Origin of the sequence: Paenibacillus sp. RRE4 (genome assembly GCF_031844205.1) — a bacterium.
GTDB classification, from domain to species: Bacteria; Bacillota; Bacilli; order Paenibacillales; family Paenibacillaceae; genus Paenibacillus; species Paenibacillus xylanexedens_B.
This window is the reverse complement of the sequence record NZ_JAUZUT010000001.1, coordinates 2,592,828-2,607,059: the sequence shown is the minus strand read 5'-3', so window position 1 is coordinate 2,607,059 and position 14,232 is coordinate 2,592,828. Positions and strand designations below refer to the sequence as shown.

Sequence of the window (14,232 nt, the reverse complement as noted above, 5' to 3'; positions counted from 1 at the left end):
CATTAAAATGAGATTGAGGGGCGCTGATCAGTGCACATTTGGATTTTTGCAGGTTTATGTGAGAAAAATGATCTGATGTTATATCTGAGTAAAATACTTGCTTCAACAGGTAAGCGGGTTCTCTTGGTGGACGGTACGTTGCAACAAAAATATGGATACAGTGTTGGAGATCATCAGCAATCCTTACGAGTTGTGGAATTCGAGGGATTTGATATTGCGTGTCATTTTGTTACTTCAATGGCGGTAGAGCAGCATCTGCAGATTAACGGTGAGAGTCTTGATAGTTATGACTATGTGTTATATGACATCGAGACCTTGCACTTTGCTTCACGTCATTTATGGCATACCGCAGAAGTGCGCGTCTGGGTGAGCGATTATGAACGATATAATCTGGAACGGAGTAAAGGTTGGATGGAACAGTTATTCAACGAGCAGGAGCTTCCTGAAGAGCTGGCTTTTCAACGAATGCTGATTAATGGCGTGGATTGTAAACTTGAAGCCCATTATCTTTGGGCCTATCTTGAGGGTGGTCCTTTTCGGTGGACCGGAGAGTCCCTCATCCTCCCGTGGGATGAGCTTAGCGTTGCGGTTAGGCTTGAAAATGAACATTATCACCGTGTGCATCTTGGCCCATTGTCCAGAAATTACAAAAAATCCTTATGTCGTGTTGTGGAACAACTGACCGGGTGGGAGAGTGTTCGGAGCCGTCGTGCGATCAAAGAAGCGGGGAGGATGAGGGCATGAGTACGATTGCTTTTTGGAGTCCTTTTGCGGAAACGGGATGTTCCTCAAGTGCATTAATGGGTGCATATGCAACAGCATTCCAGTATAGAGCCAGAGTATTGCTCGTCAACACAGGTCCGGCAAATTATGGTGTGGAATCAGGCATATTTCGGGATGAGAAGAGTTCAGTCGATGTCTCGTATTCTTTCGAAGAAAATGGTTGGAATGCTGTCGAACGGCTGTTTATTAGTGGTAGCCTTAACAAGCACAATCTGAAGGATTACACCAAACCGCTGTTGAAAGATCGGCTTGATCTACTGACTGGGAGCGTGTATAGAAATGAGCGCTCTGTGAGTGAAAAAGGGGAGTTGTTAAAAAAACTGCTGGAGACTGCTAATCAATGTTATGATCTTGTGCTTCTGGATGCAGGGAAATCTAATATTGATTCACCGCTTATCGTGCAGCAGGCTGATTATGTTGTCGTTGTTCTGAATCAGAATATGAGGAATCTGGAACACTTTTTCGAAGAGATCCTGCCTGAACAAATAACGGAACGGAAGCTACATGTACTTATCAATAAATATGATTCGCATTCTCGTGCTACACTCTCCAACATAAAGCGTGGTTTTAGATACAAGGGAAGTCTTTCGGCAGTCCCGTATACGACCGGGTATCTGGATGCCATCAACCGAAGAGATGTCGCCAGATACTTGCAACTTGAGAGTCTGACTGAGAAAAAACAAGTTCAAAAAGGGAGTTTTGCCTCAGGTATGGCTGAACTCGCTCGCCTGATTATGGATGGTACGGGGAAGCGTACTGTGCTGAAGAGGCTGGAAAGGGGAGCCTGAATCTCTAGTGGTCTGGAATGCGATATTCATCACAATGATTCTAATTACAGGTATATGGTATGTATGGTTCAAGTATCGAGCCTATATGCGGGAAAAAAATGAACGTATACCTGAGCAGGAGTCCTTTACGATTGAGACATTGATTGAACAAGTGAAAAATTCATTGCATGAAATAAGCCATAGTCAGCTTGCCGATGCTGGTTTACATGAAGAAGAGTATCGACGCAGAATCAATCAACGTGCTGAGATGAGAAAAGCGCTCAAAAGCTGTGTATCAGGAAGCATCAGTGACAAGACGTATGTCAAAAACCTGATTAGTGACTTGTTGACACGAAGTATTGGTTTGAATAAATCCAACGTTGACGAAGTGATGATGTTTGCAGAACCCGAACGGTTAAGCGTACAAGATCGCTTTGAGATCATCTTTTATTTATACCGTGAGCAATTTGGGGTAGATGCTCTTTCCAGAATGATTGATACCTATGATTTAGGTAAATTAAGGCTGGAAGAAGGCTCAGAAGATGGCGGAAGTTACTATATTTCCGATCAGGATATCCAGCATGTTTTTGATTGTGAATACAGGGAATTGGGATTCAGAGAAAAGGTAGAAATTATCGTGCAGCGTATCTATCAACAATATAAAGGATTCTCGGTAGTGGATGAAATCAGGGATCAGCGGATCGATGGTGTCAGCGGAGGGGTAAGCGGTGCTCTTGAAACACTGCCACATACGGGAAATTATGTACCCGCTTCATGGAATGATCTTTTGGAACATGCTTTTGAGGATGAGCATAACGAGGAACCGCTAAGCGGGATGGAGAGTGTATGGATTTTTTATAAAGGGAAGTCTATTCATTTGTCTTTTTTAAGCTTTGGCAGTATCCGGGAGTTAAAACGAGTGTGTCAGAACATATATAAATACAATTATCCTGGTCAATTATCGGAAGCAAGTGGTTATAAAGTGAATGAGATGAAAGACGGCTCGCGTGTTGTCGTTGTGCGGCCTCCTTTTGCGGAATCATGGGCATTCTTTGTTCGGAAGTTTGATATTCCCAACGCCTCCCTAGAACAGTTGATTACAGGTAACAACGCACAATTACCAATAGAGCTATTGCAATATTTGATGAAAGGTAGCCGGATCACGGCAGTAACCGGTGCACAGGGCTCCGGTAAAACAACATTGCTGATGGCGATGGTGAAACATATCTATGCTTCCTATACTTTGCGTGTACAGGAGATGGCATTTGAGTTGCAATTAAGACGGATATACAGTCGCCGTAACATTCTGAGTTTTCGGGAAACGGAACATATATCGGGTCAGCAGGGACTGGATTTACAGAAAAAAACAGATGGTACAGTAAACATTCTTGGTGAGGTTGCGAGTGATGAGGTGGCTGCCTGGATGATTCAGATGTCACAGGTGGCGAGTTTGTTTACCCTGTTTACTCATCACGCCAAGACATTCCGTGATCTGGTGTTTTCACTCCGGAATTCATTACTTAAAACAGGCATGTTTCAGCATGAACATATTGCCGAAGAACAGGTTGTCAGCGTCATTAACTTTGATGTTCATATGAAAAAAGACGCAGAGGGCCGCAGATATATTGAGCGGATTACGGAATGTATTCCCCATTCCCTTGAAACAGAAAGTATGGAAGAAAGAACCGGGTTCACATTTAAAAATGTCGTAGAGTATCGCCAAGGAAAATATGTGGCTACTGCTCCGATCTCGGCTTCTAGCATGGTAGATATGCAGGAGCAGATGACGCTACCAGATGCCGAGAATTTTGGGCGGTTTATTGGACAACACTGGGGTGAAACCTATGAGCATTAAATGGCTATTATTGTTTGTAATCAGTTTTTGTGTAGTTGGTTTAGTCATCACGCTGATCATTCTTCGTATGCTGAGGCAAAGAGAGTCAACCTTGATGTACGCTGCGGGAAAAATCGTGAATATTCAAGGTAAGAAGTATAGAGATTGGGGAAGTTTCCTGTTGCAGGCATATCAAGTCGGGATGAAGATACCCTTGCTTTCAACGTATATTTTGCAAGTGCAAAAAAGAATCTCATATCGTTATGCCAGTGACGAACCAGCCCTTCGCAGAGTCACGATGACTGTTGTTCTGATGATTATGGGCGGGTACGGAAGTGTTAGTACAGTGTTGTTTTGGTTACAGCCAGGTATCGCTTTTATTCTTCTGGCTACGCTGTGTGCTATCGTGCTGAACAGTCTTGTGTTAGATATGTGCCTGAGCCGTATGGAGAAAAAACTGCTGGTGCAAATGCTAGATTTGTTCGCCGATGTAAGACATCGGTATCATCAGCATGGCATGGTTGAGGAAGCGCTCTATGAAGCGTCCGAAGCAGGTACAGGAGAAGCCGCCGAGCAAGTGAGGCTAATTTACGAAGCGTTGACTTCTCCCGACCCCAATGAAGCACTTGAACGATATTATGAAGTGGCACCTAACCGCTTTCTCAAAGGTTTTGCCGGTGTATCTTATATGGTGATGGAGTTCGGAGATAAGGACAAGGAGCGGGGCTCCATTTATCTGCAAGGTTTAGGTAATCTGACTCAGGAGATACACCTGGAGATATTAAGGCGTGACAGGCTTGATTATCTGCTACAAGGATTAAACGTGATCGCTCTTGTACCTGTACTGTTTACAGGGCCAATTGAGCGTTGGGCTCGGGTCAGTTTCCCGACGATGGATGATTTTTATCGTAGCAAACTTGGTTTTATCACTAAAATATCCATATACATTATCATCATTGTTGCTTACTTGCTATTACAGCGTCTTCAGCAATATGATGAAACCCGCTACCGCTCCGGGAAGAAACAATCCAGTCTGGATCGCTTTTTGTATAAGCAACTTTTTTTGCGGAGGCTAGCGATGCTTTTTGCAGCCAAGCCCGGAACAACTCCTTACAATCAGACGATCAGGTTAATGAGAGAGAGCAGTACCGAGCTGAAATATGAATGGTTAGCTATTCGCAGATTATTGCTATTCGCTAGTTGTTTGGTTCTGACTGTAGGCTTGATTCTTTTGCTACATCAAGTCGAGCGTAATCATATATTACACGATCCAATCAGGGATGACCGCATGTTTGGTGCAATGTCAGAGGCAGATTTGAAAGTTGCCCGAGAGAAGACGGCACTGGATGGAAAAGTTATGGCGTATGTTGAGATGAAGCGGGCAGCCACATACGCAGATATTTCGAATGCGCTGTTGCAGCTTGCACCAGCCCAGCTTGATCATGATGCTCAGACAGCAACAATTCAGCGGATTATAGACAAGATTGAAGCATATAACAACCAATATGTGCGCTGGTGGGAGATTATGTTGGCGCTGCTCATAGGGATAGGGGGCTATAATTTACCCGTTTGGCTCATGTTGTTCCAGCGCAAAATGAGAAGGTTGGATATGAAGCATGAAATCTATCAATTTCAGACGGTCATTTCGATTTTACGAGAGATGGATCGGATGTCTGTCGAGGAAATTGTAGAATGGCTTAATCGATTCGCTGTCATTTTTAAAAGGCCACTACAAAAGTGTTTGTTGCACTTCGAACATGGCCCTGAACAAGCACTTGAACAATTAAAAGAGGAGGTGGTTTTGCCTGAATTTCAACGTTTGATTGATAAACTGCAGCTGGCTTTAGGTAAAATATCCATTCGTGAAGCTTTTGATGATTTAGAAAGCATGATGGCCTTTTATTTTGAACAGCGCAAACAGGAGTATAGCAGAATTATTGATATCAAGGCAGGGTGGGGAAGGGCAATTGGTTTTACACCTATGTATGCATTGATCTTCATGTACCTCGTTATTCCCCTGGTAGGCATGAGTTTTGTGCAGATGAGCATGTATTATGAACAAATCCAGAAACTGTAGGTTTTGGCTTTTACGAAGAACTGAAAGTAATCATTCATAACACTTTAGGAGGGTATTTAGTATGAATAATGCATCAAGTGCTTTAAAGGTGGCAGCGGGGATATTTTTAACGATTGCTTTGATTACGATTGTAGTTTTGTTATTTATTTCGGCACAGGAGGCAACCAAAACAGCGCAAAATAATTTTGCAGATATTCAAACCGAGCTTTCTCAGGCAGCATTTACGGTGTATGACGGAACAACCATCAGTGGATCACAAGTGACCAATGCTTTACGTAAATATGCGGATAAGGACCAGTTTGGCATCCAGGTTATTACGGGGAAAAACAAGGGCGGACAGTGGTACGGTAATCAGCTCAACATCTCTCAGGATGTGAATAACGCGGACTATGGTTCTGTCATTGCACCTGATGACAAAGTAGGCAGTATTAATCAGACAATGAGTGAAAAGGACAATCAATATGTTAATCCTAGCGGTAAATTTAAGGCCATTATCGTTAAAGACCGATCCAATGTGGTTAGAGGTCTGATTTTCCAGCAATCCTGACTGGAGCTGGTTGAATATGTCCCGGAACACGCAGCATCTGATGCTGTTCTGTACGGCGGTTGTCCTTTTTGTGACAGCCTGCCTGTACGGGCAGTGGAACATCCGTATTTTAAACGAAGCCTTGAACGAGAGGGTGAAAACAAATGCGGCTATGGAAGGAAGAGTTCATACGACACTTCTCACAGGTGGTTTGGTCGCATACACCGGAGCTGAGGTTCTGCATACGGTGCGGCAAATGACAGGCACGGGCGTTCGGGTTGAGGTTGACGGTCATGAGTACGTGATTAATCCACTTGAACATCGATCAGCTATGATTCCGGTTGAGTTGTATAGGAATTATCGAGTTGAATATAACCGAAGCGCATCCGGTGAATTGTTAAATCTTTCTTTTTGGAAGGAGGTAGAGAGGCAGTGATTAATGCAGTATCCAAATTGTTTGCGGTATTGCTTGCCGTTTTACTGCTCTATGTGTATCCAGCGGCCGAGACTGCTGAACGTCAGGATGATATTGCACGCTTGACAGCGACTCAGAGTGTCACACGATTTGTGGATGCTGTCCGCACCAAGGGATATATCTCACCTCGAATGCAAGCGGAGTTTCAAGAACAGTTAGCCCAAACGGGTAATAACTATGACATATCGATGGAACATTTACACAAAAAATATGTCCCCCAGTATTCAGATCCGATGATTCAGAGCAGCTTCACGGGCACATACGAGGTTGTTTATGATTCATACTACTCGTCACAGATTCAGGAGCGGTTATATCCGTTGTCCAGCACATTGTTCATTGATGATCCTGGGCGCAGATATACTCTCAGTATGGGTGACTTCTTCACCGTCAGTTTAAAAAGTACCAATCGCACACCTTCCATGATGATACGAGAATGGTTACAAGGTACAGTTCAGGCTTCTGCGGTTTTTGCTTCTTATGGAGGTATGGTACTGAATGAAGATTACTGAGCTTTCTATCGTGTTTGTACTCATTTTCTTCCCGTTATTTTATATCCTCTCGTTTCATACGCAAGATACCCAAGAGGCCAATGAACTGGCTTATCGCTACAAAACAGCGTTACAAACCGCAGTGATGGATGCTGGCGCGGTCATGCACCAGAATGAAAAACAACATGCTGAAGCAGGTTATGATTCTGCCAAGTTTGTTAAAGCAGATAAGGAATTGGCGTTAACCACCTTTACCCAAACGATGGCATTAAACATGGGGATACAGGATGACCAAGCGGCGATCCAACATATGTTTGATTATATTCCAGCGATTGTAGTTCTGGATTACGATGGTTATTACATTTTTGCCAAGGAAACCGAGATGACCGGGGAGATAGAAAAGTCTTATAAACATGTGTGGAGTCCAAAAAAACCTTATACATATTCAGATTCAGACGGAAATAGTATTAATTTCACACTTGACGGTTATGTGTATGCTTATGATGCTGGTGCAGGGAAATGGATCGAAGGATTTCAGCAGGAGCTGGCCTCTAATTCCACGATTACATTGCTTCAGGACTCTACAACTTTTGAACAGGTTCGGCGTAGCCGGATCGTGACCCGAATACAGGAAGAGCTTGCAGGCGTAATCAATCGACATAATGAATTTGCCAGAAAAAATGGTGTCTCTTATCTATTCACGATGCCTTTGGTCTCACAGGAAGATTGGTACAATTCAATCAACGATACGGGTATTATGGCTTTTATACAAGGGATCGCTGTAGGGGACCAGAAGATTAACAATTATGCCATTGGTGGAGGCCGGCTGGTCAAAAAAACGGCTGTTGTTGGCGGGATTGACCCCGAAACTGGCATAAAATATCATTATCCTGCCACCTGTAACCCTGGGTTTCGTGCTGAAGAGGTGTTCACAACTGCAAGGCAGGCAGCCGCCGGAGGTTATTTCGAATATGATTGCTCCGCCCATGTGTCATTACTTTCAGAAAAGACTGAACCTGTGCTAGAATAGGGTTTTGGAACGTGAACTAAAAGTAATGTATATAGATAGGAGCAGTCTCATCTTATGAGTTTATTGTCAGTAGAGAACGTCAGTCACAATTTTGGAGACCGTACGTTATTTAAAAATGTTTCGTTTCGTCTGCTTGCTGGAGAACGAGTGGGTCTGGTTGGGGCTAATGGTGCCGGAAAATCAACCCTAATGAATATTCTCACCGGAAAATTGCTTAAGGATAGCGGTAAAGTGGAATGGACGCCCAAAGTTCGATATGGCTATTTGGATCAACATACGAAGTTAACACCAGGCAAGACCATTCGTGATGTGCTTAAAGATGCTTTTTTGCCGCTCCTGGAACTGGAGAAGCAAATGATGGCCATTACGGATCAGATGGCTGATGCCGATCCAGACAAACTTGAGCAGTTGCTTGAAGAAATGGGCGATATTCAGGAACAGCTTGAACAGGGCGATTTTTATCTGATTGATGTGAAAGTGGAAGAAATGGCAAACGGTTTGGGATTAAATGCAATTGGCCTTGATCGAGATGTTGCGGCTCTCAGTGGTGGACAACGTACGAAAGTCCTGCTTGCAAAATTGTTGCTGGAGAAACCCACTGCCCTTTTGTTGGATGAGCCGACTAACTATCTGGATGTAGAGCATATTGAGTGGCTAACTAGATATTTGAAAGACTACCCCTATGCTTTTCTATTGATTTCCCATGATACAGAGTTTATGAATGAAGTGGTTAATGTCATTTATCATCTGGAATTTGCAAAATTGACGCGTTATGCGGCCAACTATGAGAAATTTCTTGAAATGGCAGATATGCAGAAAGCACAGCATATCGATGCCTACGAGAAGCAACAGGAATACATCAAAAAACAGGAAGATTTCATTCAACGCAACAAAGCTCGAGCTTCGACCTCTGGCCGGGCGAAAAGCCGGGAAAAACAACTTGGAAAGGTCGAGCGAATCGATCGACCAGACGAAGCAGCAAAACCAACATTTAAGTTCAAGGATGCCCGCGCAAGTAGCAAAACCGTTTTTGAAGGTATTGATTTTGAGATCGGTTATACGTATCCATTACTACCTAAGATGACCATGACGATCGAACGTGGAGAAAAGATCGCGATTGTGGGATGTAACGGTGTAGGTAAATCGACACTGCTCAAAACGATCCTGGGTAAAATAGCGCCAATTAGCGGAAAAACGTTTCTTGGAGATTATTTGGAGACGGCATACTTTGAACAGGAAGTGCGAGCCGGAAATATTACACCGATCGATGATGTATGGAACGAGTTTTCACATCTAACACAGAACGAGGTACGAGGACATCTTGCACGTTGCGGGCTCAAAAATGAGCATATTACGCGTCCACTTAACATGCTTAGCGGTGGGGAGCAAGCCAAAGTCCGATTGTGCAAACTGTTGATGCGTGAAAGCAACTGGGTCTTGTTTGATGAGCCGACGAACCATCTGGATGTCACGGCAAAAGCTGAACTGCAGCGTGCGTTGAAAGAATATAAGGGAACTGTTTTACTTGTATCGCACGAACCGGATTTTTATGAAGGCTGGGTCACTAAAACGTGGAATGTAGAAGAGTGGTCCGAAAAAGCACGATGACAAAAAAAACCGGTTGTGGTAATATAGGCTACAACTTCATATGAACACTAGGGGGGCCGCACGATGCGGCTGAGATGGAAAAATACGATTCCGGACCCTTTGCACCTGATCTGGATCATACCAGCGTAGGGAAGTGGCGCGTTTCAGCGAAAACGATAGTAAATGATTCTTAACGTAAGAACAGGATCTTTTTACATCGTGATGCCAAGCGTTTCAATATCGAATAAACAGTTATCGATTTGACTATCAAACTGCTTAAGAGGTATTTGTCACACGCTTGTGTTTAAACTGAACCATTGTTTATACGCAGCCGCTCCCCTACGGGAGTGGCTTTTTTGATTTATATTTGTCATTACAACTCCTCCAAGCCTGTAGATGAAAGGAGCGAAAACGAGGTTGCATACCTTGATGTTTGATTATGAAGCTCATGAATTAGGTAAAACTTCAACAAACCAGTGGCACCAGCGGACAGATAAATCTGTACCAACGTGTGGACAAGAGCAAGACTTTTTTGAGTTACATGTGATATCTACGAATAAAGCGGAACAGTCAGCCATGTTGAAAGCAGCCAAAGATATTTGGCCTTATGTGCATTACATCCATATCCGGGAAAAGCAACTTTCGCAACAGGAATGTTTTAACTGGGCCAAATTGATGGCAGAAGCGGGTGTTCCGGCTTCCCGCATTGTAATCAACGGTGCGAACATATATTCGTCAGGTTGTTTTTATCAAGGGGTACATTGGAGCCAAATTATGCTGGAAAGGGCAAAAGTAATGGTAACGCCGGAGAACAAGCGTGATCCACGGCTCAGGTTGGGGATATCGGTGCATTCGTTGCATGAAGCGAGAATTGCCGAAGAGTATGGCGCGGATTACCTTTTTTTCGGGCATGTGTACGCAAGTGCAAGTAAACCTGATTCTGTAGCGAGGGGATTAGATGCATTGTCGGAAGTGTGCTCCAGTGTAAAGGTGCCTGTTATTGCAATAGGGGGGATTCATCCGGGTAACATTCAGGCTGTCAGGTCTGCGGGAGCCAGGGGTGCAGCTGTGATCTCAAGTGTGTTAAAACATGCAAACCCTGCTTATGCTGCTGCGCTTCTTAAACAGGCCGTGGACGCGGTGAAGTGAATGTTTCCCGGTCAAGAGCCGTAAATGATGCCAACCCGAGAAAATGTGAATGTTGTTCAAACAAGGAGATGACAAAATGGTGCAGAGCAAACCGAGTCAACCCGAGGAAGTGATACGTTCATCGTATGATCAAAATAAGTTTGAGCTGCTGGCTCTATCTGAAAATTCGGATTTATCCAAGACACAAGAAACCTGTCATGCAGAAACAATCATTGTAGGCGGTGGAGTCATAGGCTGTGCGATTGCTTTTGAACTGGCATCCAGAGGTCGGGAAGTACTGCTTGTTGAGCAGTCGGAAATTGCTAGCGGAGCTTCCTGTGCGGCTGCCGGCATGCTGGCAGCAGACAGTGAGGATTTTGCTCATCCACTCATGGCAAAAGCCGCACATGAAAGCAGGGAATTGTTGCATAAGCACAAAGAGCAAATATCCGCTTTAACAGGTATGGATCTTGGCTTACGGCGCAACGGATTTATCACACCGTTTCGTTCATACGGTGATCTAAGTAAATACAAGGATAGACGAAATACCACTTCGGGAATGCAGCAACTTTGGTGGGATCGAAGCACGGTGCAACGAGAAGCGTTATGGTTGAATCGGGATACGTACGGCGCTTATTACCGATCATTGGAGAGCGAAGTGTTGCCCGTTTCATTGACAAGAGCTTATGCGAGATCGGCTGAAATGATGGGTGCGCGCATTTTGGAAGGAGTTCAAGATGTTCGGCTGATCGTAGATAAGCATGGTGTTCAAGGTATTAGAACGGCTAGGGGAGAGGTGTGTTGCAGACATATCATCATAGCTGCTGGTTTACAAGGGGAGCAACTCATGCATCAAGTGGGGGGCACTTTGCCTTCAAGTCCGGTGAAAGGTGAAATGTTGGCCGTTCGGTTCCCTACAGATCAGGCTGGTGGTAGACCCGATCGCACTGTATATGCAGAAGATGTCTATATTGTTCCGAAAGCCAACGGAGAGGTGTGGATTGGCGCAACCAGTTTGCCAGGAAGAAAAGATCACAGCGTATCGGCGAATAGTGTGCAACGATTACTTGGAGCGGCAAGTTATTGGGTACCGGGAATCAAAGAGGCGGACTTTGTGCGTGCATGGGCAGGTATAAGACCTTCTACCCCTGATGGGCTTCCGTATATAGGGAAATACGAGCAAATATCTGGCTTATACACAGCGTATGGACATTTTCGTAATGGAATATTGCTTAGTGCAATAACAGGTCGCTGGATCGCAGATATGCTGGAGGGCAAGAGTGCTGAAGAGATTGGGATTGAGGCGTTATCGCCGGATCGAATGAACAGAAGGGAGGTTATGCTGTGAACATCATTGTGAACGGCCAAAAGATGGAGGTTGACGATGGGTTAAATCGTGTCGACAAATTACTGCAATCGTTCAACTTACAAGTGAAAACCGTGGTAGTTGAGTTGAATCGCAATATTTTGACCAAAGATCATCATGGAACAACCACGCTAAGAGAAGGAGATCGGATTGAGATTGTTCATTTTGTCGGAGGGGGCTGAGTAAAGGGTTTCACAGGCGAGAGTCGAATCTTGTTGATCTGGTAGTTGGTATTGGGAAGTTGTTAAAACCTAGGAGGTTAGAAGATGTTAACGATTGGTAAATACTCGTTTGAGTCAAGGTTGTTGCTTGGAACAGGCAAATTCAGCGATATGGAAGTACAGAGTCAGGCCGTGGAAGCTTCAGGTACTGAAGTGCTGACCTTTGCTGTACGTCGTCTGAATCTGGAGGATACGGGCAAGCAACATTTTCTGGATACGCTGGATCTGGGCAAATACACATTGCTACCCAATACGGCGGGTGCTTCGACTGCGGAAGAAGCTGTAAGGATTGCTGAGCTTGCCCGAGCTTCGGGGCTTTGTGATATGATAAAAGTCGAAGTCATCGGAGACGGAGTAACGTTACTGCCTGATCCGCTTGAAACGTACAAGGCTTGTAGCATTTTGCTCGAAAAAGGATTCACCGTGTTGCCTTACATTTCCGACGACGTTATTTTAGCTAAACGCCTTCAATTGCTTGGTGTACATGCAGTCATGCCTGGAGCTTCACCAATTGGAGCAGGTAGAGGGCTTATTAACCCTTATAATCTCGAAATCATCATAGAGCAAGCGGCAGTGCCTGTTATTGTAGATGCAGGGTTACGTTCCCCAAAAGATGCCGCTTATGCCATGGAACTCGGGGCGGATGGTGTATTGCTTAACACAGCCGTATCTGGATCAGACGATCCGGTTGTCATGGCAAAAGCGATGCGGCTCGGGGTCGAAGCGGGCAGACTGGCGTATACGGCAGGCATGATTCCGGTGAAACGTTATGCAGCAGCAAGCAGTCCGGCGGAAGGAATGGTTCATATATGACAGATCAGTTACATCATGCGGAGCAGAGCGATCGTTATTCCAGACAGGAACGATATGCTCCGCTCGGCAAAGAGGGTCAGGCGAAGTTACAAGACAGCAACGTTTTAATAATCGGAGCCGGCGCACTTGGAACAGGTATTGCAGAAACGTTAGTGCGTTCCGGTGTCGGGCAAATTACCATTGTAGACCGGGACTATGTGGAATGGAGTAATCTCCAGCGGCAACAACTTTATGTTGAGCAGGATGCGATTGAGCGCATGCCCAAAGCGATGGCGGCTGTCAAACGTTTAACAGCAATCAATTCAACCGTTCGCATCGAAGCCAAAGTAATGGATGTGCGCGTGGATGAACTTGAAGAGCTAGTTGAGCATGCCGATTTAATCATGGATGCAACGGATAATTTTGATACAAGGTTGCTGATCAATGATATGGCACAGAAACACAATATACCTTGGATCTACGGAGGATGTGTGGGTAGCTACGGCATTACGTATACGTTTTTGCCTGGGGAAACACCTTGTTTAAACTGCCTCTTAGGAGAAGTACCACTTGGTGGGGATACTTGTGATACGTCGGGCATCATTCCTCAAGCGGTGCAAATGGTGACGGCCAATCAGACAGCGGAAGCGATGAAGTTGCTAAGTGGTAACACAGCTGCTCTTCGGCGTAAATTGCTGTCATTTGATGTGTGGAGGAACGAGTACATATCCATTAATGTGGATGGGGCCAAAAAGCAAGAATGTGCATCATGTAGCCCGGTAGCTACCTACCCGTTTCTTTCCACATCCAATCTGGAGAAAACCGATGTGTTATGTGGTCGGGATACTGTTCAGATTCGTCCTGCGCGCCGCATACAACTGGACCTTCCGCAGACAGCAGATCGATTAGAACGTCTTGGTGAAGGAAAAGTGGAATTGAATCCTTTTCTGGTGTCATTCACAACAGGTCAACATCGGTTGGTCATTTTTCAGGATGGGCGTGTGCTTGTTCATGGCACAAAAGATACGTCGGAGGCACGTACGTTGGTTCATCGGTATTTCGGCTAAACCTCAGTCAATCATATGAAATATTAAAACACATTCATTGACAAAGTCTGTTCCCCGTGGGGATGGACTTTTTCTTTTTATGGCATCCTAA

The 14,232-nt window shown here is 44.7% G+C and carries 14 protein-coding genes and 1 riboswitch; all 14 genes read left to right on the top strand.

Annotated features, from left to right (window positions below; genetic code table 11):
- The first annotated feature begins 30 nt into the window (after positions 1-30).
- The 14 genes from Q9R46_RS11730 to Q9R46_RS11665 all read left to right on the top strand — a co-directional run bounded on the left by Q9R46_RS11730 (position 31) and on the right by Q9R46_RS11665 (position 14,141).
- Positions 31-744, top strand: coding sequence for a hypothetical protein (locus Q9R46_RS11730; protein WP_311280171.1), 714 nt, complete (start codon positions 31-33; stop codon positions 742-744).
- The gene (locus Q9R46_RS11725; RefSeq protein WP_311280170.1) at positions 741-1,571 is read left to right on the top strand and encodes a CpaE/TadZ family protein; all 831 of its coding nucleotides are present in this window, start codon (positions 741-743) and stop codon (positions 1,569-1,571) included. The genes Q9R46_RS11730 and Q9R46_RS11725 overlap by 4 nt, the downstream gene beginning before the upstream one ends.
- 34 nt (positions 1,572-1,605) lie before the next feature.
- Positions 1,606-3,405 (top strand): ATPase, T2SS/T4P/T4SS family, encoded by a 1,800-nt coding sequence (locus Q9R46_RS11720; RefSeq protein ID WP_311281012.1) that lies wholly within the window; start codon positions 1,606-1,608, stop codon positions 3,403-3,405.
- On the top strand, positions 3,395-5,461 hold the full coding sequence (locus Q9R46_RS11715) for a hypothetical protein (RefSeq protein WP_311280169.1): 2,067 nt from the start codon (positions 3,395-3,397) through the stop codon (positions 5,459-5,461). The genes Q9R46_RS11720 and Q9R46_RS11715 overlap by 11 nt, the downstream gene beginning before the upstream one ends.
- A 61-nt stretch (positions 5,462-5,522) precedes the next feature.
- On the top strand, positions 5,523-6,008 hold the full coding sequence (locus Q9R46_RS11710; RefSeq protein ID WP_090916729.1) for an ABC transporter permease: 486 nt from the start codon (positions 5,523-5,525) through the stop codon (positions 6,006-6,008).
- Positions 6,009-6,024: 16 nt separating this feature from the next.
- Complete coding sequence (locus Q9R46_RS11705; protein WP_311280168.1) at positions 6,025-6,423, top strand: hypothetical protein; 399 nt, start codon at positions 6,025-6,027, stop codon at positions 6,421-6,423.
- Positions 6,420-6,971, top strand: coding sequence for a hypothetical protein (locus tag Q9R46_RS11700; RefSeq protein WP_311280167.1), 552 nt, complete (start codon positions 6,420-6,422; stop codon positions 6,969-6,971). Before Q9R46_RS11705 ends, Q9R46_RS11700 begins: the two co-directional genes overlap by 4 nt.
- Positions 6,958-7,980: a hypothetical protein gene (locus tag Q9R46_RS11695; protein WP_311280166.1), complete on the top strand. Its 1,023-nt coding sequence runs from the start codon at positions 6,958-6,960 to the stop codon at positions 7,978-7,980. Before Q9R46_RS11700 ends, Q9R46_RS11695 begins: the two co-directional genes overlap by 14 nt.
- 54 nt (positions 7,981-8,034) lie before the next feature.
- Complete coding sequence (locus Q9R46_RS11690; protein ID WP_123065727.1) at positions 8,035-9,588, top strand: ABC-F family ATP-binding cassette domain-containing protein; 1,554 nt, start codon at positions 8,035-8,037, stop codon at positions 9,586-9,588.
- A 39-nt stretch (positions 9,589-9,627) separates the two neighbouring features.
- Positions 9,628-9,737: riboswitch (TPP riboswitch) on the top strand.
- A 247-nt stretch (positions 9,738-9,984) separates the two neighbouring features.
- A complete protein-coding gene (locus Q9R46_RS11685; RefSeq protein WP_311280165.1) occupies positions 9,985-10,716 on the top strand; it encodes a thiamine phosphate synthase in 732 nt (243 codons plus the stop codon).
- Between the two features lie 76 nt (positions 10,717-10,792).
- Positions 10,793-12,043 (top strand): glycine oxidase ThiO, encoded by a 1,251-nt coding sequence (thiO, locus tag Q9R46_RS11680; RefSeq protein WP_311280164.1) that lies wholly within the window; start codon positions 10,793-10,795, stop codon positions 12,041-12,043.
- Positions 12,040-12,243, top strand: a complete 204-nt coding sequence (thiS, locus tag Q9R46_RS11675) for a sulfur carrier protein ThiS (protein ID WP_145331528.1) — start codon at positions 12,040-12,042, stop codon at positions 12,241-12,243. The genes thiO and thiS overlap by 4 nt, the downstream gene beginning before the upstream one ends.
- An 84-nt stretch (positions 12,244-12,327) precedes the next feature.
- The gene (locus Q9R46_RS11670) at positions 12,328-13,095 is read left to right on the top strand and encodes a thiazole synthase (RefSeq protein ID WP_311280163.1); all 768 of its coding nucleotides are present in this window, start codon (positions 12,328-12,330) and stop codon (positions 13,093-13,095) included.
- Complete coding sequence (locus tag Q9R46_RS11665; RefSeq protein WP_311280162.1) at positions 13,092-14,141, top strand: ThiF family adenylyltransferase; 1,050 nt, start codon at positions 13,092-13,094, stop codon at positions 14,139-14,141. The genes Q9R46_RS11670 and Q9R46_RS11665 overlap by 4 nt, the downstream gene beginning before the upstream one ends.
- Positions 14,142-14,232: the final 91 nt, after the last annotated feature.